Source organism: Haliovirga abyssi, from assembly GCF_030295325.1.
GTDB lineage: Bacteria > Fusobacteriota > Fusobacteriia > Fusobacteriales > Haliovirgaceae > Haliovirga > Haliovirga abyssi.
In genome coordinates, this window is sequence record NZ_AP027059.1 from 251,960 (window position 1) to 272,957 (window position 20,998).

The 20,998-nt window shown below is 32.5% G+C and carries 14 protein-coding genes, 1 tRNA gene and 4 rRNA genes; all 19 read left to right on the top strand.

All coding sequences use genetic code 11. The annotated features are described in order from the left end of the window. Window positions 1-217 precede the first annotated feature (217 nt). The 19 genes from RDY08_RS01140 (at window position 218) to tsf (ending at window position 20,993) form a co-directional block, all read left to right on the top strand. Window positions 218-1,736: ribosomal RNA gene (locus RDY08_RS01140) — 16S ribosomal RNA — on the top strand. A 106-nt stretch (window positions 1,737-1,842) separates the two neighbouring features. Continuing rightward, a 23S ribosomal RNA gene (locus RDY08_RS01145) occupies window positions 1,843-4,781 on the top strand. A 139-nt stretch (window positions 4,782-4,920) separates the two neighbouring features. Then, window positions 4,921-5,038: ribosomal RNA gene (gene rrf / locus RDY08_RS01150) — 5S ribosomal RNA — on the top strand. Window positions 5,039-5,059: 21 nt separating this feature from the next. Continuing rightward, window positions 5,060-5,135 (top strand) — tRNA-Asn (locus RDY08_RS01155). A 57-nt stretch (window positions 5,136-5,192) separates the two neighbouring features. After that, a 5S ribosomal RNA gene (gene rrf / locus RDY08_RS01160) occupies window positions 5,193-5,310 on the top strand. The 16S, 23S and 5S rRNA genes sit together here with 1 tRNA gene alongside, the layout of an rRNA operon. A gap of 97 nt (window positions 5,311-5,407) precedes the next feature. After that, entirely contained in the window at window positions 5,408-5,593 is a 186-nt protein-coding gene (locus RDY08_RS01165; protein ID WP_307904602.1) for a DUF896 domain-containing protein, read from the top strand. A 284-nt stretch (window positions 5,594-5,877) separates the two neighbouring features. After that, complete coding sequence (locus RDY08_RS01170; protein ID WP_307904603.1) at window positions 5,878-6,459, top strand: hypothetical protein; 582 nt, start codon at window positions 5,878-5,880, stop codon at window positions 6,457-6,459. 344 nt (window positions 6,460-6,803) lie between these two features. Then, entirely contained in the window at window positions 6,804-9,434 is a 2,631-nt protein-coding gene (ppdK, locus tag RDY08_RS01175; protein ID WP_307904604.1) for a pyruvate, phosphate dikinase, read from the top strand. A gap of 489 nt (window positions 9,435-9,923) precedes the next feature. Then, a complete protein-coding gene (locus RDY08_RS01180) occupies window positions 9,924-10,334 on the top strand; it encodes a DUF494 family protein (protein ID WP_307904605.1) in 411 nt (136 codons plus the stop codon). Between the two features lie 7 nt (window positions 10,335-10,341). Next, window positions 10,342-12,579 carry a type I DNA topoisomerase gene (gene topA / locus RDY08_RS01185; RefSeq protein ID WP_307905430.1) on the top strand — a complete coding sequence of 746 codons (2,238 nt, stop codon included), beginning with the start codon at window positions 10,342-10,344 and terminating at the stop codon, window positions 12,577-12,579. A 472-nt stretch (window positions 12,580-13,051) separates the two neighbouring features. Next, complete coding sequence (gene trmFO / locus RDY08_RS01190; RefSeq protein ID WP_307905431.1) at window positions 13,052-14,359, top strand: methylenetetrahydrofolate--tRNA-(uracil(54)-C(5))-methyltransferase (FADH(2)-oxidizing) TrmFO; 1,308 nt, start codon at window positions 13,052-13,054, stop codon at window positions 14,357-14,359. After that, window positions 14,331-15,224 (top strand): site-specific tyrosine recombinase/integron integrase, encoded by an 894-nt coding sequence (gene xerA / locus RDY08_RS01195; protein WP_307904606.1) that lies wholly within the window; start codon window positions 14,331-14,333, stop codon window positions 15,222-15,224. Before trmFO ends, xerA begins: the two co-directional genes overlap by 29 nt. A 55-nt stretch (window positions 15,225-15,279) precedes the next feature. Then, on the top strand, window positions 15,280-15,813 hold the full coding sequence (gene hslV / locus RDY08_RS01200; protein WP_307904607.1) for an ATP-dependent protease subunit HslV: 534 nt from the start codon (window positions 15,280-15,282) through the stop codon (window positions 15,811-15,813). Window positions 15,814-15,924: 111 nt separating this feature from the next. Next, a complete protein-coding gene (locus RDY08_RS01205; RefSeq protein WP_307904608.1) occupies window positions 15,925-16,929 on the top strand; it encodes an Rpn family recombination-promoting nuclease/putative transposase in 1,005 nt (334 codons plus the stop codon). A 17-nt stretch (window positions 16,930-16,946) separates the two neighbouring features. Next, the gene (gene yqeH / locus RDY08_RS01210; protein ID WP_307904609.1) at window positions 16,947-18,092 is read left to right on the top strand and encodes a ribosome biogenesis GTPase YqeH; all 1,146 of its coding nucleotides are present in this window, start codon (window positions 16,947-16,949) and stop codon (window positions 18,090-18,092) included. A 61-nt stretch (window positions 18,093-18,153) separates the two neighbouring features. Further along, entirely contained in the window at window positions 18,154-18,534 is a 381-nt protein-coding gene (locus tag RDY08_RS01215; protein ID WP_307904610.1) for a hypothetical protein, read from the top strand. A gap of 81 nt (window positions 18,535-18,615) precedes the next feature. Continuing rightward, window positions 18,616-19,107: a type II secretion system protein gene (locus tag RDY08_RS01220; protein ID WP_307904611.1), complete on the top strand. Its 492-nt coding sequence runs from the start codon at window positions 18,616-18,618 to the stop codon at window positions 19,105-19,107. A 237-nt stretch (window positions 19,108-19,344) separates the two neighbouring features. Next, a complete protein-coding gene (rpsB, locus tag RDY08_RS01225; RefSeq protein ID WP_307904612.1) occupies window positions 19,345-20,076 on the top strand; it encodes a 30S ribosomal protein S2 in 732 nt (243 codons plus the stop codon). 26 nt (window positions 20,077-20,102) lie between these two features. Continuing rightward, entirely contained in the window at window positions 20,103-20,993 is an 891-nt protein-coding gene (tsf, locus tag RDY08_RS01230; RefSeq protein WP_307904613.1) for a translation elongation factor Ts, read from the top strand. Window positions 20,994-20,998: the final 5 nt, after the last annotated feature.

Sequence of the window (20,998 nt, forward strand, 5' to 3'; positions counted from 1 at the left end):
CAAATATATCGAAAAAATAAAGTTGAATAATCCGTTGATTTTAAAAGGTTTCAAAGGATGTTATGTAAAAATATAAAAAAATGCAAAAAAAGTATTTGACAAAATGTGATAAGTGTGGTAATATTAATCTCGTCCTCGAGAGAGGGCAAAGGACATTGAAAACTTAATAGAGAGAAGTAAAGCAAACCAAAAAAAAGACAAAAAGGTGTAAAAATATAGATTGAAGAGTTTGATCCTGGCTCAGGATGAACGCTGGCGGAATGCTTAACACATGCAAGTCTACCACAAAGGCTCTTCGGAGCTGAGTAAGGTGGCGGACGGGTGAGTAACGCGTGAATAACCTGCCCATTAGAGGGGGATAACTTCTGGAAACGGGAGCTAAAACCGCATAATCTTATTGATAGGCATCTATTGATAAGTAAATGCTATATGCGCTAATGGAGGGGTTCGCGTCCTATTAGCTAGTTGGTGAGGTAATGGCTCACCAAGGCGACGATAGGTAGCCGGCCTGAGAGGGTGAACGGCCACAAGGGAACTGAGACACGGTCCTTACTCCTACGGGAGGCAGCAGTGGGGAATATTGGACAATGGGCGAGAGCCTGATCCAGCAATTCCGCGTGAATGATGAAGGCCTTCGGGTTGTAAAGTTCTTTCAGCAGGGAAGAAGCAAGTGACGGTACCTGCAGAAGAAGCCACGGCTAATTACGTGCCAGCAGCCGCGGTAAGACGTAAGTGGCAAGCGTTATCCGGAATCACTGGGCGTAAAGGGCATCTAGGCGGCCTATAAAGTCAGAGGTGAAAATTCATGGCTCAACCATGTCCTTGCCTTTGAAACTAATAAGCTAGAGTACGGGAGAGGAGGGCGGAACTACAAGTGTAGCGGTGGAATGCGTAGATATTTGTAGGAATGCCGATGACGAAGGTAGCTCTCTGGACCGATACTGACGCTGAAGTGCGAAAGCTAGGGGAGCAAACAGGATTAGATACCCTGGTAGTCCTAGCTGTAAACGATGGATACTGGGTGTGGGGGGTCGAACCTCTGTGCCGAAGCTAACGCGATAAGTATCCCGCCTGGGGAGTACGTTCGCAAGAATGAAACTCAAAGGAATTGACGGGGACCCGCACAAGTGGTGGAGCATGTGGTTTAATTCGACGCAACGCGAGGAACCTTACCAGGTCTTGACATCGTGAGAATTCTGTAGAGATATGGAAGTGCCTCTTTGAGGAACTCATAGACAGGTGGTGCATGGCTGTCGTCAGCTCGTGCCGTGAGGTGTTGGGTTAAGTCCCGCAACGAGCGCAACCCCTATTGTTAGTTACCATCATTAAGTTGGGGACTCTAGCAAGACAGCCTACGACGAGTAGGAGGAAGGTGGGGATGACGTCAAGTCATCATGCCCCTTATGACCTGGGCTACACACGTGCTACAATGGGATGTACAGAGGGCAGCGAAAGGGCGACCTGAAGCGAAACTCAGAAAGCATTTCGTAGTTCGGATTGCAGTCTGCAACTCGACTGCATGAAGTTGGAATCACTAGTAATCGCGAATCAGCAATGTCGCGGTGAATACGTTCTCGGGTCTTGTACACACCGCCCGTCACACCACGAGAGTTTGTTGCACCTGAAGTAGCTGGCCTAACCCGTAAGGGAGGGAGGTTCCTAAGGTGTGGTGAGCGATTGGGGTGAAGTCGTAACAAGGTAGCCGTACCGGAAGGTGTGGCTGGATCACCTCCTTTCTAAGGAGTATAATAGCTTCTCTCTATTAAGCAAGTCTTTTAGAAATAAAAGGACATTGGGAATTGTATAGTAGTAATAATAAGCAGAAGAAAAGAAGAAAAATAAGGTTAAGATATTAAGGGCACACGGTGGATGCCTAGGTAATAAGAGCCGAAGAAGGACGTGGTAAGCTGCGAAAAGGTAGGAGGAGCTGCAAACGAGCGTTGATCCCTATATATCCGAATGGGCAAACCTATACATTTGAAGGATGTATACGAAAGAGGTAAGTGGGTGAACTGAAACATCTAAGTAACCCGAGGAAAAGAAAGTAAAAACGATTTCCTAAGTAGCGGCGAGCGAACGGGAAAGAGCCTAAACCAATATAGTGTTAAAGGATGCAGCCGTTGCTGTATTGGGGTAGCGGGACCGAATCCGAGAGAACTGCAAGGTATCTATTTATGGATGTGTATAAAGTCGAATAGTTTGGGAAAGCTAACCGAAGATGGTGAGAGTCCAGTAGATGAACTGTATGCATAAGTAAAGAATCGGCACCCAAGTAGCACCGAACACGAGAAATTTGGTGTGAATCAGCGTGGACCAGATCACGTAAGGCTAAATACTCTTATTAACCGATAGTGAATAGTACCGTGAGGGAAAGGTGAAAAGGACCCTTGTTAAGGGAGTGAAATAGAACCTGAAACCGTGTGCTTACAAGCGGTCGGAGCATTTTTAGGAATGTGACGGCGTGCCTTTTGGAGAATGATCCTGCGAGTTACCGTTAGTGGCGAGGTTAAGGAAACGGAGCCGAAGGGAAACCGAGTCTGAATAGGGCGACGAGTCGCTAGCGGTAGACGCGAAACTTGGTGATCTATGCCTGTCCAGGTTGAAGCTGTGGTAAGACACAGTGGAGGACCGAACCCACCGTCGTTGAAAAGCCGGGGGATGAGGTAGGTATAGGGGTGAAAAGCCAATCGAACCAAGAGATAGCTCGTTCTCTCCGAAATGCATTTAGGTGCAGCCTTAATTAGTAATCTGCGGAGGTAGAGCACTGATTGTCGTAGGGGGCGTATAGCTTACTGAACACATTCAAACTCCGAATGCCGTAGATGATAGATTAGGAGTGAGACTATGGGTAATAAGATTCATAGTCGAGAGGGAAACAGCCCAGACCACCAGCTAAGGTCCCAAAGTAATATCTAAGTGGGAAAGGATGTGTCGATTCAGAAACAACCAGGAGGTTGGCTCAGAAGCAGCCATTCCTTTAAAGAGTGCGTAATAGCTCACTGGTCGAGAGTCGATGCGCCGACAATGTAACGGGGCTAAGATATTCACCGAAGCTGTGGAACATGCGTAAGTATGTTGGTAGGAGAGCGTTCTGTAGGCCGGCGAAGGAGAACTGATAAGGTTTTCTGGAGGTATCAGAAGTGAGAATGCAGGAATGAGTAGCGAGAAGGTAGGTGAGAATCCTACCCGCCGAAAGCTCAAGGTTTCCAGGGGAAGGCTCGTCCTCCCTGGGTAAGTCGGGTCCTAAGTTGAGGCTAAGAAGCGTAGGCGAAAGGAAAACAGGTTAATATTCCTGTACCGCTAATAACTGATAGTGATGGAGGGACACAGAAGGGTATAATAGCTTACTGACGGAATAGTAAGTATAAGCATGTAGGATGTCTGTATAGGAAAATCCGTATGGATAGATCTGAGGTGTGATGAGGAGTTCCATTAGGAACGAAGTATTAAATCCCATGCTGTCGAGAAAAGCTTCTAAACTAGTTGTTAGCGCCCGTACTGCAAACCGACACAGGTGAGCGGGGTGAGAAACCCAAGGCGCGCAGGCGAACCATCGTTAAGGAACTCTGCAAAATGGCCCCGTAACTTCGGGAGAAGGGGTGCCTAAAGTATGTGAAATTCTAAGCGGATGGAGCAGAAATAGGCCGCAGTGAAAAGGTCCGGGCAACTGTTTACCAAAAACACAGGTCTATGCTAAGCTGGAAGGCGACGTATATGGGCTGACACCTGCCCAGTGCCGGAAGGTTAAGAGGAGGAGTGAGAGCTCCGAATTGAAGCCCCGGTGAACGGCGGCCGTAACTATAACGGTCCTAAGGTAGCGAAATTCCTTGTCGGGTAAGTTCCGACCTGCACGAAAGGTGTAATGATCCGGACGCTGTCTTGACGGTGGGCCTGGTGAAGTTGTATTACCGGTGAAGATACCGGTTACCCGCAGCAGGACGGAAAGACCCCATGGAGCTTTACTATAGCTTGGTATTGGGTTTTGGTATTATATGTATAGGATAGTTGGGAGACATTGATTATATGACGTCAGTTGTATATGAGTCGTTGTTGGAATACCAACCATGTGATATTGAGATTCTAATCTGTCGTGTGTAACGATGGAGACAGTGCTAGGTGGGTAGTTTGACTGGGGCGGTCGCCTCCTAAAAGGTAACGGAGGCGCCCAAAGGTTCCCTCAGGCTGTATGGAAAGCAGCCAAAGAGTGTAAAGGCATAAGGGAGCTTGACTGTGAGACAGACATGTCGAGCAGGGTCGAAAGACGGGCTTAGTGATCCGGTGGTTCTGAATGGAAAGGCCATCGCTCAACGGATAAAAGCTACCCTGGGGATAACAGGCTAATTCTGCCCGAGAGTCCATATCGACGGCAGAGTTTGGCACCTCGATGTCGGCTCATCGCATCCTGGGGCTGGAGAAGGTCCCAAGGGTTGGGCTGTTCGCCCATTAAAGCGGTACGTGAGCTGGGTTCAAAACGTCGTGAGACAGTTTGGTCCCTATCCGCTGCGGGCGCAGGAATATTGAAGAGAGCTGTCCTTAGTACGAGAGGACCGGGATGGACAAACCGCTGATGTACCAGTTGTTACGCCAGTAGCATAGCTGGGTAGTTACGTTTGGACAGGATAAACGCTGAAAGCATCTAAGCGTGAAGCCCCCTTTAAGATAAGTATTCCTATAGCGTATGCTAGTAAGGCTCCTTCGAGACTAGGAGGTCGATAGGTTAGGGGTGTAAGTGTAGTGATACATTTAGCTGACTAATACTAATCAGCCGAGGTCTTAACCTTTAAATAGTTTCTTTGATTAAAACTGCTTGTAATATTACTATACAATTTTGAATCTCTTTTTAAAAAAAGAATATTAAAGAATTGTTTAAAGAGTAAGGTAACTTTATTTTTAAACGTTCATAAACCAATTATTATTTAGCTTGGTGGGTATAGCTAAAGGGGTACACCCAGTTTACATTTCGAACCTGGTAGTTAAGCCTTTATGCGCCGAAAGTACTTGACTGGTAGCGGTCTGGGAGGATAGGTCCCTGCCAAGCTTTAATTTATACATACTGGTTTCCCTGATAGCTCAGTTGGTAGAGCAGGTGGCTGTTAACCACCTTGTCACTGGTTCGAATCCGGTTCAGGGAGCCATTATTATTTAGTTATTATATATTTTTTAGATTAGATATTAAACCAATTATTATTTAGCTTGGTGGGTATAGCTAAAGGGGTACACCCAGTTTACATTTCGAACCTGGTAGTTAAGCCTTTATGCGCCGAAAGTACTTGACTGGTAGCGGTCTGGGAGGATAGGTCCTTGCCAAGCTTTAATATATTATAGATATATTTTATGGTTCTGAGAGCCATTTTTTTATTTTTTGAAAAATTTTATAATTATTAAATTAAAAGTAGGAGGAAAAGAAATGGAAATGAAAGATTTAATAAATGAAATAAATGATTTGTCTAGGAAATCAAAAAGTATAGGATTAACTTCTCAAGAGAAGAAAAAGCAAAAAAAGTTAAGAGAGGAATATTTAGAAATATTTAGAAATAATTTTAGAAACCATTTAGATAGGATAAAAATAGTAGATGTAGAAGAAACCAGATAATTATTTTAAATTATTTGGTTTCTTTTATAATAGGAAAGCATAGAATTGATTTAAGAATATCTTAAAAATAACATTTCTATTTTGTAAAACATGAAATTATTTAAATGGTTTTCATAAAAAAATAAAAAAACTTCATTCAGGACAATATCATGCTATTTCAAGTCATAAATATATCTGTTTAGGCAATAAAAATAACGTTTCAAGCCATTTAAGCCATTTGACATTAAAATAAAAAAAGTATAAAATAAAAAATAAGAAAATAAATAAAAAAGGAGTGGTTTAAAATGGATATGTTTTTTTTCTTTATATTATTAGGAATGTCATTTTTTTTCTTGATTTTAGGGGTATATTTACTTAGAAAGAAACCTTTAATAGCAAAGGGAGGAGTATTTGTATCAATTGTAAGCTTGTGCTTTTTTCCTACAGTTATAAAAAATATAATAGAAAGTTATGAATATGGTGGAGTGTATTTTAAAATAATAGGTTTGGTATTTATATTATTTTATATATGGCTTATATTTATTTTGATTAAGTCATACGGAGATATAGTAGTGTTTAACAGTAAAGAAGAGGAGTTATATAAATCTGTATATAATTCATTAGAAAATTTAGGAATAGAATTTGAAGAAAATAGAGGTAAAATAATATCTAATCAAAATAAAATAGAGCTTAAATTAAATCATAGTAGTTTTTTTAAAATAACAAACTTATATATAAAAAGTGATGAGAAATTTAAAAATGTGTTTTCTTCTGAGATAAAAAAAGAGATGAAAGATATTAGACTTTCTAAAATTTCACCAGGAAGCGTTACATATATAATAGGAGGAGTATTTCTTATTACTATTTTAACTTTATGGATAATTTAAGGAAATAAAATCATAAAACAATTAAAACCTGACTCTGTGAAGAAATCCAAATATATAGTCCAATTTTTTACAGTATAGTTACTTGGAAAAGTCATGTTGAACGTATAGGAGTGATGGTGATTTTTCATAATCTATATGTAGTGAAGGTGGAGGAATATATCGAAATTCTCTAACGGATTCAGGTGGAAATATCCTTTAAAAATAAAGATTGAATATTCAATCTTTATTTTTTTTTGAAGGAAATATTAAAAATTATCGTATAATGTTATTGTGATACTTTATATAGATAATTTAATAAAATCAAAGTCAAAGTCGATTTTATACCATTTAAGGGGGAGATTAGTATGGCTAAAGAAATTTTTATGTTTGAAGAGGGTAATAAAGAATTAAAAGCATTGTTAGGTGGAAAGGGAGCAAATTTATCTGAAATGACTAGAATTGGGTTGCCTGTTCCTTATGGATTTATAATTACTTCAGAAGTTTGTGTTGATTATATGAAACAAGGAGAAGAGGTAGTAGAAAAACTAAAGGATGATATATTAGAATCTCTTATAAAAGTTGAAGATAAAGTTGGAAAAAGTTTTGCTGCTTCGGAAAATACATTATTAGTATCTGTTCGTTCTGGTGCTAAAATTTCAATGCCTGGCATGATGGATACAATACTTGATTTAGGATTAAATGATAATAATGTAGAGGGATTTTCAGAACAATTTAATGATAGAAGATTTGCATATGACTGTTACAGAAGACTTATACAAATGTTTGGAAATGTAGTAATGGGAATAGAACATGATAGATTTGAAGAAGTTTTAACGGCTATAAAAAAAGAGAAAAAAATTAAATATGATATAGAATTTTCAATTGAAGATTTGAAAAATATTATAGTTGAATATAAAAAATTGGTTAAAAATGCAACAGGTAGAGAATTCCCACAAGATCCTTATGAACAATTATTTATGGCAATAAAATCAGTTTTTGAATCTTGGAACAATAAAAGAGCTATAACATATAGAAAACTTAATAATATACCAGATGACTTGGGAACAGCTGTAAATATTCAAATGATGGTGTATGGGAATAAAAATGATATTTCAGCAACAGGAGTTGCTTTTAGTCGTTCACCATCTACAGGAGAGAAAAAATTATATGGAGAATATTTAAAAAATGCACAAGGTGAAGATGTAGTGGCTGGAATAAGAACCCCTAGAGAAATAAATGAAATGGAAAAGGAATTTCCAGGTATATATAATCAATTAAAAGGAATATCACAAAAATTAGAGTTACATTATAAAGATGTACAAGATATGGAATTTACGGTAATGGATGGAAAATTATATATGTTACAAACAAGAAATGGGAAAAGGACAGCAGATGCAGCAATAAAAGTGGCTGTAGATTTTGTAAAAGAGGGGATAATTGACAAAAAAAATGCAATAAGGAGAATTGATCCAGAACTATTAATAAAGATAATGCATAGTAGAATTTCTCCAAACGCTAAGAAAATAAATAGAGTTATTGCAAAAGGGTTGCCAGCTTCTCCAGGGGCTGCAATTGGAGAGGTTGTATTTACAGCAGATAAAGCAGAACTTTTGGGAAAAAAGGGAAAAAAAGTTATCTTGGTAAGAATAGAAACCACGCCTGATGATATAAATGGGTTAGCTCAGGCAGAGGGGATATTAACAGCTAGAGGTGGGATGACTTCTCATGCAGCAGTTGTGGCAAGAGGAATGGGAAAACCTTGTGTAGCTGGATGTAATGAACTTGAAATAGACTTAAAAGAAAAAATAGCAAAAGTTGGGGATGTAACTTTTAAATCAGGAGATATAATAACATTAGATGGAGGAAGTGGTGAACTGTATTTAGGAGAAGTAGCAACAATAGAGCCAAATTTAAGTGAAGAAGCAAAATTATTATTAGAATGGGCAGATGAATTTAGGAAATTAGGTGTAATGGCAAATGCAGATACTCCATTTGATGCAAAAAAAGCAAGAAGCAATGGAGCAGAAGGTATTGGACTTTGTAGGACAGAGCATATGTTTTTTGAAAAAGAAAGACTTGAATTTGTACAAAAAATGATTATGGCTGGAAGCAAAAAAGATAGGATAAAATATTTAGATGAATTAGAAAAATTTCAAATAAAAGATTTTCAAGGAATATTTGAGGCTATGGATGGACTTAGTGTAACAATAAGATTATTAGATCCTCCTTTACATGAATTTTTACCTAAGAAAGATAAAATAAAAGATCAAATAGGATTTGAATTAAAAAGGCATAATATTGATAAAGTTAAATATTTAGAAAAGATGTTAAAAAAATTAGATGCTTTGCAAGAAGTAAATCCGATGTTAGGGCATAGAGGAGTTAGATTAGGAATAGTTTATAAAGAGATTTATGAAATGCAGATAAGAGCAATATTTATAGCATTAATAAAAAGACCAGATATAAAAATAAAGTTAGGAATAATGGTTCCGTTAGTGGCAGATATAAATGAATTTACAGTAATTAAAGATTTGGCAAAGAGAATAGAATTAGAAGAGATACCACATTCAGGAAGAAAGATAGAGTATGAGATAGGAACAATGATAGAATTACCAAGAGCATGTATGGTAGCAGACGAAATTGGGAAAGAAGCTGAATTTTTCTCTTTTGGAACTAATGACTTGACTCAAACTACTTTTGGATTTAGTAGGGATGATGCAGAAGGAAAATTTTTACATTATTATTTGGAAAATAAAATATTAGAAAGAGATCCATTTCAAACTATAGATGTGAAAGGCGTAGGAGCATTAATGAAAATAGCAATAGAAAAAGGCAGAAATATTAAAACTGATATAAAAATAGGAGTTTGTGGAGAACATGGTGGAGATATAGAATCAATTGATTTTTTTAATGAAATAGGATTAGATTATGTGAGCTGTTCTCCATATAGAGTACCAGTAGCTAGATTGTCAGCAGCGAGAGCAGAAATAGGTTAGAATTAATAAAAGTGAGGATTATTCCTCACTTTTATTAATATATATATATTAAAGTCGATAATATTAGTATAGTTTATAATAAAACTTGATTTTTAAGAGTTTATTTATTATAATTAAAATAGAAAAGTGTATTTAATGGAATGAAGTATAGCTTTTTTTATTTAATAATAAAGTATAAATTTGTTCAGAAAATAAGCTACGCCGTTTTTTTAATATACGATTTTTTAAGGCTAAAGTTTTTAGTAGCCAAAATTTTAGAAAAATATTCACACTCTACCAGATGAAGCATAGCTTATTTTTTAGTGGTTAGGAAAATATAAATTTATTCAGAAAATAAGCTACGCCATTTTTTTGAAATATGCGATTTTTCAAAGCAAAATTTTTCAGAAACCAAAATTTTAGAAAAATATTTATGTTTTACGAGATGAAGCGTAGCTTATTTTTTTAGTAATTATAGCTAGAGTCATAAAAAAATAGGAGGTGGCAATTATGAAAAATGAAAAGAAATTTGTAGAAGTTTTATCAGAAGTTATAAAACAATTAATAGGCCCTTCTCATGAGAATTTGAAAACAGTAGAGACTCATATAGTTGAAAATTTAACAAAAAAAGGTTATGAACTAGAAGAAATTTCTGAGATGTTAGATGAAATCTTTGAATCTATGAATATTTCAAGAGCTAAAGATTTTAAAATTAGGATGATTCATCCTTTAGAGGTAGAGAATTTAACACCAGAAGCTAGAAGCTATCTGTTTGATTTACGTTCAAGTGAAGTAATTGATGATGAGAAATTTGAAGAGCTATTAAATGAAACAATAGCAGTTGATTTTAAAGTGGGAATAAATTCTTTAAAAACATTATTAAGTAGAAAAGGAATAATTGTAAATAAAATAATAAATTGAGGTGGAAATATTGGTAAAAAGATTAGTGATTGTGGAATCACCAGCAAAAGCACATACAATAAAAAAAATATTAGGTAAAAATTATGAAGTAACTGCTTCTTATGGGCATATTAGAGATTTGCCAAAAACTAAATTGGGAGTGGATATTGAAAATAATTTTGAACCTTCTTACATTACAATAAAAGGTAAAGGGAAAGTTATAGCTGAATTAAAGAAAAAAGCTAAAAAAGTTGATCAAGTGTATCTTGCTTCCGATCCAGATAGGGAGGGAGAAGCTATAGCTTGGCATATCTATAATGCTTTAAAATTAAAAGATAAAAATATAAGGGTTGAATTTAATGAAATAACTAAAGAAGCAATAAAAAATGCTGTGAAAAATCCAAAACCAATAGATGAAAAAAAAGTAAATTCACAGCAGACTAGAAGAATATTAGACAGAATTGTGGGATATAAAATAAGTCCTTTACTTTGGAAAATATTAAGCCCTCATGCAAGTGCCGGTAGAGTACAATCAGTGGCATTAAAATTAATATGTGATTTAGAGAGAAAGATAAAAGCATTTATTCCAGAAAAATTTTGGGAAGTTTCAGGAATTTTTAATAAAAAATTAAAATTAGAAATTTATAAAATAGATAAAAAAAGAGTAAAAAAGATTAAAGATATTAAAGTTGTAGAAAAGCTAAAAAAAGAAATAATAAATAAAGAGTTTGAAGTTATAACAGCAAAAGTTAAGAAAAAGAGTAAAAGAGCACCTTTTCCTTTAAAAACAAGTACATTGCAACAATTAGCTTCATCCTATTTAGGATTTACAGCTTCGAGAACCATGGGAATAGCTCAAAGTTTGTATGAAGGTGTAAGCATTGGTGGTTCATATGTTGGTTTGATTACATACATGAGAACAGATTCTAGTAGAATATCAAAGGAAGCAAAAGAAGCTGCACAAGAATATATTAAAAATATATTTGGAGAAAAATATGTTGGCGATTATGTGCCACAAAAATCAAAAGGGAAAATACAAGATGCTCATGAGGCAGTAAGGCCAACTGATGTAAATAGAAGTCCAGAATTAATAAAAGACAGTTTAAATAAAGATCAATATAAGTTGTATAAGTTAATTTGGGAAAGATTTTTAATATCGCAATTTTCAAATATGGAATATGAGCAATTTGAATTAGTTTCAGAGTATGAGAAATACCAATTTAGAGGAACGGTTAATAGAATACTATTTGATGGTTATTATAAGTTATTTAAGGAAAATGATGAAGATAGTTATGGCGGGGATTTTCCAGAGATAAAAGAGGGAGATAAATTATTATTAGATAAGTTAGATATAACAGAAGGAATTACAAAACCACCAGCAAGATTAACAGAATCTTCGCTTATAAAAAAGCTAGAAACAGATGGAATAGGTAGACCTTCTACGTATGCAGCTATAATTGAAACATTAAAAAAGAGAGAATATGTAATTTTAACTAAAAAATCTTTTATTCCAACAGAATTTGGATTTGAAGTTGAGGAGATATTGGAAAAATATTTTCCTACTGTTATGGATATAAAATTCACAGCAAAAATGGAAAAAGAACTTGATGAGATAGAAGATGGAAATTTAGAATGGAAAAAAGTATTAGGAGATTTTTATGGAGAATTAAAAGAATATTTAGAAGGATATAATAAAGAAATAAGCAAAATATTAAATCAAGATATATATTCTGATCTGATTTGTAAAAAATGTGGTGGAAAAATGTTGTTAAAAACAGGTAGATTTGGAAAATATCTTGAATGTGAAAATTATGAAGAGGATAAAGAGAGAGTATCAATTCCTAAAAGTATAAAAATAACAAAAGAAGAAATGGAATTAGGCGAGATAAAGATTGCAGATAGGTTAAGTGTGGTAGTAAAGGAAAAAGCAGGGATAGAAACAGATGTTGTTTGTAAAAAATGTGGTGGGAAAATGATTGTTAAAACAGGTAGATATGGGAAATATCTTGAATGTGAGAATTATGCAGAAGATAAAGAGAGAGTATCAATTCCTAAAGGTATAGAATTGATTGAAGAAGATGGAATTATAAAGATAAAAGAGCAGATGGCAAAATTAGATGCAGAAGATGAAGCGGCTTTGAAGGAAGTAGGGCCGTGTGATAAATGTGGAAGTCCTATGATTGTAAAAATGGGGAGATATGGGAAATTTTTGGCTTGTTCAAATTATCCTGAGTGTAAAAATATAAAGAAGTATCCGAAGAAATAATTTATTATTAATAATGGTAAATTTGTGATTAAAAGATAAAAGATAATAAATAATAAATAATAAAATAATAAAATTAAATTATAAAAACAGAATAATATAGGAGTTGTAGGGGCGAGGTTTTCTCGCCTAAGGCATGTTATATTGAATTGATATTTTGTTTTGGATTGGAAGATATATTCGCCTTTGGGCGAACTACTTTTTTCTTGATAAAAAAGGAGCAAAAAATCAAGTGCTAATGCTCCAAGTTATAATTTTCTAAGATGAAGTTTTTCTACAACTGCCAAACTCGCTGCGCTCAGACAGTGGCAGTCGCTTAACGGAAAATTCATCAAGAAAATTTATAACTTTACGCAAATGCACGGGGAATCAAAAGATTAAAAGATAAAAGATAAAAGATAAAAGATAAAAGATAAAAGATAAAAGATAAAATAATAAAATTAAATTATTAAAAAATGAAGGGTGGTAGAATAACATAGAAGAGGTAATAGTTGTAGGAGCGGGATTGGCAGGAAGTGAAGCAGCATATCAATTGGCAAAAAGAGGAATAAAAGTAAAGCTTTATGAGATGAAACCTATTAAATATACAGAAGTGCATAAAAGTGAAAATTTTGCGGAGCTTGTTTGTAGCAATTCTTTAGGGTCTAATTTATTAACAAGTGCTTCGGGATTGATGAAAGAAGAATTGAGATATTTTGATTCATTTTTAATAGATATAGCTGATAAGGTGAAAGTTCCTGCGGGGCAGGCTTTAGCTGTAGATAGAGAAGGATTTTCTGAAATGGTAACTAAAAAAATACAAGAAAATGAAAATATAGAGATTATAAATGAAGAATTATTAGAAATTCCTAAAGATAAATATGTTATTATTGCAAGTGGACCATTAACAAGTGAAGGTTTATCTAAAAAAATAACAGAATTAGTTGGAGACGATTATTTATACTTTTATGATGCAGTAGCTCCAATTTTAACATATGAATCATTAAATCAGGAAAAAGTATATTTTGCTTCGAGATATGATAAAGGTGAAGGCGAATATATTAACTGTCCAATGTCAAAAGAGGAATATACTTTATTTTATAATGAGCTTATAAATGCTGAAACTATTCCATTGAAAAAACATGAGAAAGAAAAACTTTTTGAAGCTTGTATGCCTGTAGAAAGAATAGCAAGTAGAGGAGAAAAAACACTGTTATTTGGACCATTAAAACCTAAAGGGCTTACAAATCCAAGAACAGGAGAAGAGGATTATGCTGTTGTTCAATTAAGACAGGATGATAAAAATGGTGAATTATATAATATGGTAGGGTTTCAGACAAATTTAAAATGGGGAGAACAAAAAAGAGTATTTTCTCTAATCCCTGGATTAGAAAATGCAGATTTTATAAGATATGGTGTAATGCATAGAAATACTTTTATAAATTCTACAAAATTATTGAATAAGGATCTGAGCTTAAAAAGTAATGATAAAATATTTTTTTCTGGTCAAATAACAGGCTCAGAAGGATATGTATCTGCAATAGCTACTGGACTTTTAGCAGCAATAAATCTTTATAATAAGATGAATGAAAAAGAGGTAATTGTTTTACCAACAATAACTGCAATGGGGGCAATAGTAAATTATATAACAGAAGAAAGAAAGAAATTTCAACCAATGGGACCTAATTTTGGAATAATTGAAAAATTAGATGAGAGAATCAAAGATAAGAGAGAAAGATATAAAGCTGTTTCTGAAAGGAGTATTAATTATTTAAATGAGGTATTTAAAAAAGATTTTAAATGATTTTTTATATTATGAGGAAATGGGTGTAAATAAAAGTGAAAATACTTTAAAGATATATAGAGTGGATATATTACAATTTATAAATTATATAATAGAATATGAAGATATACATGATTTTTCAAATGTTAATCATTATACAATTAGGTCATTTATGGCTTATTTAGATAGAAATAATAGAGGGAAAAGAACTATAAATAGAAAAATATCATCTCTTAGAATGTTTTTTAAATATTTAAAAAAGAAGGATTTAATAGATAAAAACTATATGACTTTAATAAGTAATCCAAAATTTGGACAAAATTTACCAACAGTTTTAAATAAAAATGAAGTTATAAAAATTTTAAGAGAGATAAAAACATCTAATATATTGGGGATAAGAGATCGATGTATAGTGGAATTACTTTATTCAACTGGACTTAGAGCAGCTGAACTATTGGATATAAAAGAAAAATTAATAGATTTTTCTGCAAGAGAGATAAGGGTTATTGGAAAAGGAGAAAAGGAACGAACTTCATTTTTTAGTAATTCATCTAAAAATTGGATTTTAAAATATATTGAAGAAAAGCGTAAAAAAGGTTTTTTGTCAGAATATCTATTTTTAAATTCAAGAGGTGGGAAATTAACTGATAGATCACTTAGAAGATTAATTGAAAATTATTCAAAAAAAGCAGGAATAGAAAAAGAAGTTACTCCGCATACATTTAGACATACATATGCAACATATTTATTAAATGAAGGTGTTGATATTAGATATGTTCAGGAACTTTTGGGACATTCTAATATAACTACTACTCAAATTTATACTCATGTAAGTAAAGAGATATTGAGAGATATTTATATAAAAACACATCCAATGGCGAAGTGAAAAGATAATGGGAAATTTATAATAGAGAAACTAGAAATAAAAAAATGGAGGAAAGATGGAAAATATGAGGGCAACAACGATTTTAGCAGTGAAAAAAAATGGTAAAGTCGTTATAGGTGGAGATGGACAAGTTACATTAGGGGCTACTATAGTAAAAAGTAAAGCTAAAAAAATACGAAAATTATATAATGGAAAGATATTAGCAGGATTTGCAGGAGCAGCAGCAGATGCATTTTCTCTTTTTGATAAATTTGAAAATAAATTGGAAGAACATCAAGGAAACTTAAAAAGAGCAGCGGTTGAATTGGCAAAAGATTGGAGAACAGATAAAATATTAAGAAAATTAGAAGCAATGTTAATTGTGGCTAATGAAGATGAGCTATTGATAATTTCTGGGAATGGTGATATATTAGAGCCGGATTTTGATATAGCTGCAATAGGATCTGGTGGGAATTATGCTTATTCTGCAGCTAGAGCATTACATGAAAATACTGATTTTACTGCTAAAGAGATAGTAGAAAAAGGGTTAAAAATAGCATCAGATATATGTATTTATACGAATAGTAATATTGTAGTTGAAGAAATATAAGAAAGATAAAAAAAGTCTATTTGCTTATTAACCAATTAATATTTTTAGCTTTTTTATGAAAAAATATGAGAACATTATTTTTTAAATGTTCTATAGCAAGGAGAAATTTAGATGAAAAAAAATTTAAAAAGAGATGATATGTTTAAGAAGCTATTTTCTGATAAAAAGTTATTTTTAATGTTATTGAAAGATTTTATAAAAGAGTCTTGGGTAAAAGATGTAGATGAAAATAAATTGGAATTGGTTCCATCACTATTTACAGATGGAGTTGAGACAAATAGGGAAAGTGATATAATATATAGAATACAACAAGATGATAATGAGATATATGTTTTTGTTTTATTAGAACAGCAATCAACAGTAAATTTTCTTATGAGTTTTAGGATACTAGAGTATATGGTGAAATTATGGAGAAAATATATAGATGATAACAAAAAAGAATCAAAGAATAAAAGATTTTTATTGCCACCAATTTATCCAATATTATTTTATGATGGAGTGAAGAATTGGACAGCAGAAACAGAGTTTAAAGATAAAATTAAATCAAAAGAAGATTTTAAAAAATATATACCAAATTTTGAGTATGAACTTATAGACTTAAATAAGATAGAATTTAAAGAACTAGAAAGTTATGAGGATTTATTGTCTATATTATTAATAATAGATAAGATAAAAAAACCAGAAGATTTATTAAAGCTAAGTGATATAGAGAAAAGTTATTGGAATAGGGTAAAAGTAAATACAGGGAGTAAAAGAGAACTAGAAAAAGTGGTAGAAGTAATGAACTTATTATTGATAAGGATAAATGTGCCGGAAGAAGAGAGAAAAGAAGTATTAGAGCAGATTTATGAAGGGAGGATGGAAAATATGTTTGAGATGGCAGTACATTATGATGTACAGGCAGAACGAAAAAAATATATAATGCAAGGAATGGAAGAGGGAATAGAAAAAGGGATAGAAAAAGGAATGGAAAAAGGGATGGAAAAAGGGATGGAAAAAGGGATAGAAAAGGGAATGGAAGAAGTGGCAAGGAAAATGTATGCCAAGGGAATAGAAATAAGTTTAATAACTGAATTTACAGGTTTTTCTGAAGAAAAGATAAAAAGTATTTTATAGATTAAATAATTATTAATATGAAAACTAAAATTGGAGGAGATAAATTGAATAAAAAAAAATGTAATGGTTGTGGAGCAGAGCTACAAAGTAATGATGAAAATAGGGCAGGGTATGTACCTAAAGATAAATTAAAAAAAACGGGGAATGTTGTTTGTAAGAGATGCTTTCAGATAACTAACTATGGGAAATATGTACCTGTAGGAATTGCTGATGAAGAGTATATAGAAGAAGTGAAAATGATAATAAAAGAATTGGATGTAGTTATACTTATTTTGGATATAATAGATTTTGAAGGTTCTTTTAATGAAAAAATACTAAACATCATAAGAGATAAGCCGATAATAGTAGCAATAAACAAAATAGATTTAGTGCCAACAGACAAACATCCAAGTGAAATATCAGATTGGGTAAAAAAAAGATTTATAGAAAAAAGGATAAATCCATTAGATATATCAATTATAAGTGCTAAAACTAGATATGGTGTAAATGGAATTTTGACAAAATTAAATCATTTTTACAAAGGAAGAACTAATGTAGGAGTAGTTGGTGTTACCAATGTGGGGAAATCTACTGTTATAAATAGGTTGTTGGGGAATAAGAAAAATTTAACAGTATCTAAATATCCAGGAACTACTTTAAAAATAGTAAAGAATATTATTCCAGGAACAGAATTTACTTTAATAGATACTCCAGGAATAATTCCAAATGGAAGAATATCAGATATGGTTTGTCATGAATGTAATTTGAAAATAGTACCTTCATCAGAAATATCAAGAATGACATTTAAAATGGAAAAAGATAGAGTTTTAATGTTAGGTGGATTGGCAGTAATAAGAGTATTAAATGAAGAAGGAGAAAAGCCTATTTTTGCAGCATTTGCTTCAAAAGATGTAAAATTTCATAAAACTAATATAAATAGAATAGAAGATATGAAAAGTAAACATATAGGAGAAATGTTAATACCGCCTTGTAATAATTGTAAAGATGAATATTCTAGCTTGAAAATGAAAAAAGAAGTTCATACTGTAAATGAAGGTGAAGAATTAGTATTGAAAGGATTAGGATGGTTATCTGTGAAAAGAGGACCTTTAAAAGTAGAAGTTGAATTGCCTGAAAATGCAGAAATTATAATTAGGAAAGCATTTATAGTACCAAGGAGGTAATTATGACGAGAGAAGAGATATTTGAATTTATAAAAAGTAAAATGTGAAAGAATGTGGTCAAATGAAAAGAGAGAGTGGATTAACAGTTATAGAAGTAGTGATCGCTTTTTTAATAATAATAATAGTTAGTTTTTATACATATCCGAAATATGAAGAGTTTATAAAGTTATCAAAAGAAACTGCACTTGTACAAGAATTGAAAGTTTTAAGAGAAGGTGTATATTTTTATGTTTTGAAATATAATAAATATCCAGCTAGTTTAAAAGAGCTAGAACAAAAGGGATTCATAGATTTTAATGGACAAAGCTATACTGGATTGATTATAAAAAAAGAAAAAAAAGATAAAAATGGAAATTTTTTAGATCCATTTGGGAACATATATATATATGAAAAAGAAAAAGGAAATGTTAGAAGCGGAACAGAAGAATATAAAAATGAATAATTTTAGAATAGTGGTGGATTTTGTTAAAAAAATAAGCTATAATTATATTAAGATAAGAATAAAAAAAAGGAGGAATTAAAAATGGGAAAAGTAAGAATTGAAAAAAAAGAGAAAGGATTTACTTTAATTGAGTTAATGATAGTAATAGCTATTATAGCTTTATTAGCAAGTGTGGCATTGCCAAAATTTGCAGGAGTAACAGATTCAGCAAAAGCAGCAAAAGTACAAGGGGATTTAGCAAATTTGAGAACTTCTATAGCTATGTTTTATGCAAAAGAAGGTAGTTATCCAACAATAGGAACTACTTCAGCATCTAGTATAACTAAAGGCACTGGAGCTTTAGACAGTACTTTTCAAAAATATTATGCAAAAACAACAATGCCAAAAACACCTAAAGGCTCTGGAACTATAGCTGCAGAAGAAGTTAGTGATGTTAAAGATATAACTGGTGGAGATAGTTTAGATTCTACTGGTGGTTGGGCATATAAATCAAGCAATGGAGAAATTCACGCAGATTTAGGAGATGCTTCTAACAATCAATATAAACAAAGTATAGATTGGACAACAGAATAGTTTGTAAAAATATCTCAATCAATTTAGATTGAGATATTTTTATTTTAATTCTAGAAAAGAATATCTACTGTATTATTTAAGAACTTTCACCAAAAAATTAAATTTGACAAAAAAAATAAAAAATGATAAAATGTCAAATAGTGAATAATCACATATCTGGATTAGTAGAGTGGTGCCTAATGGTTCTCTAAGCTTGAAAGATATGGAAGAAAAAACCAAAACTCAGGAGGTAATAAGATGGCAGTAATCAGCATGAAACAATTATTAGAAGCAGGTGTGCATTTTGGACATCAAACAAAAAGATGGAATCCTAAAATGAAAAAGTATATTTTCACAAAAAGAAATGGGATTCATATTATCGATTTACACAAAACATTAAAAAAAGTGGAAGAAGCTTACAAAGTAGTAAAAGAAATATCAGAAAATGGTGGAAAAGTTTTATTTGTAGGGACTAAAAAACAAGCCCAAGAAGCAGTAAAAAATGAAGCTAAAAGAGCAGGAGCTTTTTATGTAAATAATAGATGGCTTGGTGGAATGCTTACAAATTTTAAAACAATTCAAACTAGAATAAATAGATTGAAAAAGCTTGAAAAAATGGTAGAAGATGGTACAATGGAAGTTTTACCTAAAAAAGAAGCAGCAAAATTAGGGAAAGAACTTGTTAAATTGGAAAAAAATCTTGGTGGAATAAAAGATATGAATGGATTACCATCATTGATTTTTATAGTAGATACAAAAAAAGAAGAATTAGCAATTACAGAAGCTAAAAAATTAGGAATCCCTATAGTAGCTATGGTAGATACTAATGTTGATCCTGAATTAATTGATTATGTAGTTCCTTCAAATGATGATGCTATAAGAGCCGTAACTTTAATTTCAAAAGTAGTAGCAAATGCAATTATAGAAGCTAATCAAGGTGAAGAAAAAAATGTAGTAGAAGAAAAAGCAGCAGAAGTATCAGCTAAATAATTTAATATTTAAGGAGGTTTACATAGATGAAAGTAACAGCAGCAATGGTAAAAAACTTAAGAGAAAAAACTGGTGCAGGAATGTTAGATTGTAAAAAAGCATTAGTAGAAACAGAAGGAGATGTAGAAAAAGCTATTGACTTTTTAAGAAAAAAAGGGATAGCAAAAGCAGTTAAAAAATCTGGAAGAGTAGCAGCAGAAGGAATTGTAGTTTCAGCTGTGAGCGAAGATTTAAAATCAGGAGTAATTTTAGAATTTAATAGTGAAACTGACTTTGTAGCTAAAAATGATGAATTTAAAGGATTAGCTAATGATATAGCAAATATTGTATTAGTGAATGATTTTTCTAATGTAGAAGAATTAAAGGCAGCTGACTTAAATGGAAAAACTGTTGAAGTAAGAGTTCACGAATTAATTGCTAAAATTGGTGAAAATATGAATATAAGAAGATTTAAAAAAGTAGTTTCAACAGAAGGATTTGTATCTACTTATATCCATTTAGGTGGGAAAATTGGTGTTATATTAAATCTAAAAGGAGAAGCAACTGAAGAAGCAAAAGTTGCATCAAAAGATGTAGCTATGCATATAGCAGCAATGTCTCCAAGATTTTTAGCTCAAACTGAAGTAACAGAAGAAGTATTAGATAGAGAAAAAGATATAGCTAGAGTTCAACTTGAAAAAGAAGGAAAACCAGCTAATATAATAGAAAAAATATTAATTGGTAAAATGAGAAAATTCTATGAAGAAAATTGCTTATTAAACCAAAAATTTGTAAAAGATCCAGATACAACAATAGAAAAATATATAAAAGGTAAATTTGAAATAGTTTCATTTGATAGATTTTTATTAGGTGAAGGAATAGAAAAAGAAGAAGTAGATTTTGCAGAAGAAGTAAAAAGACAAGTAGAAGGTAAATAATAAAC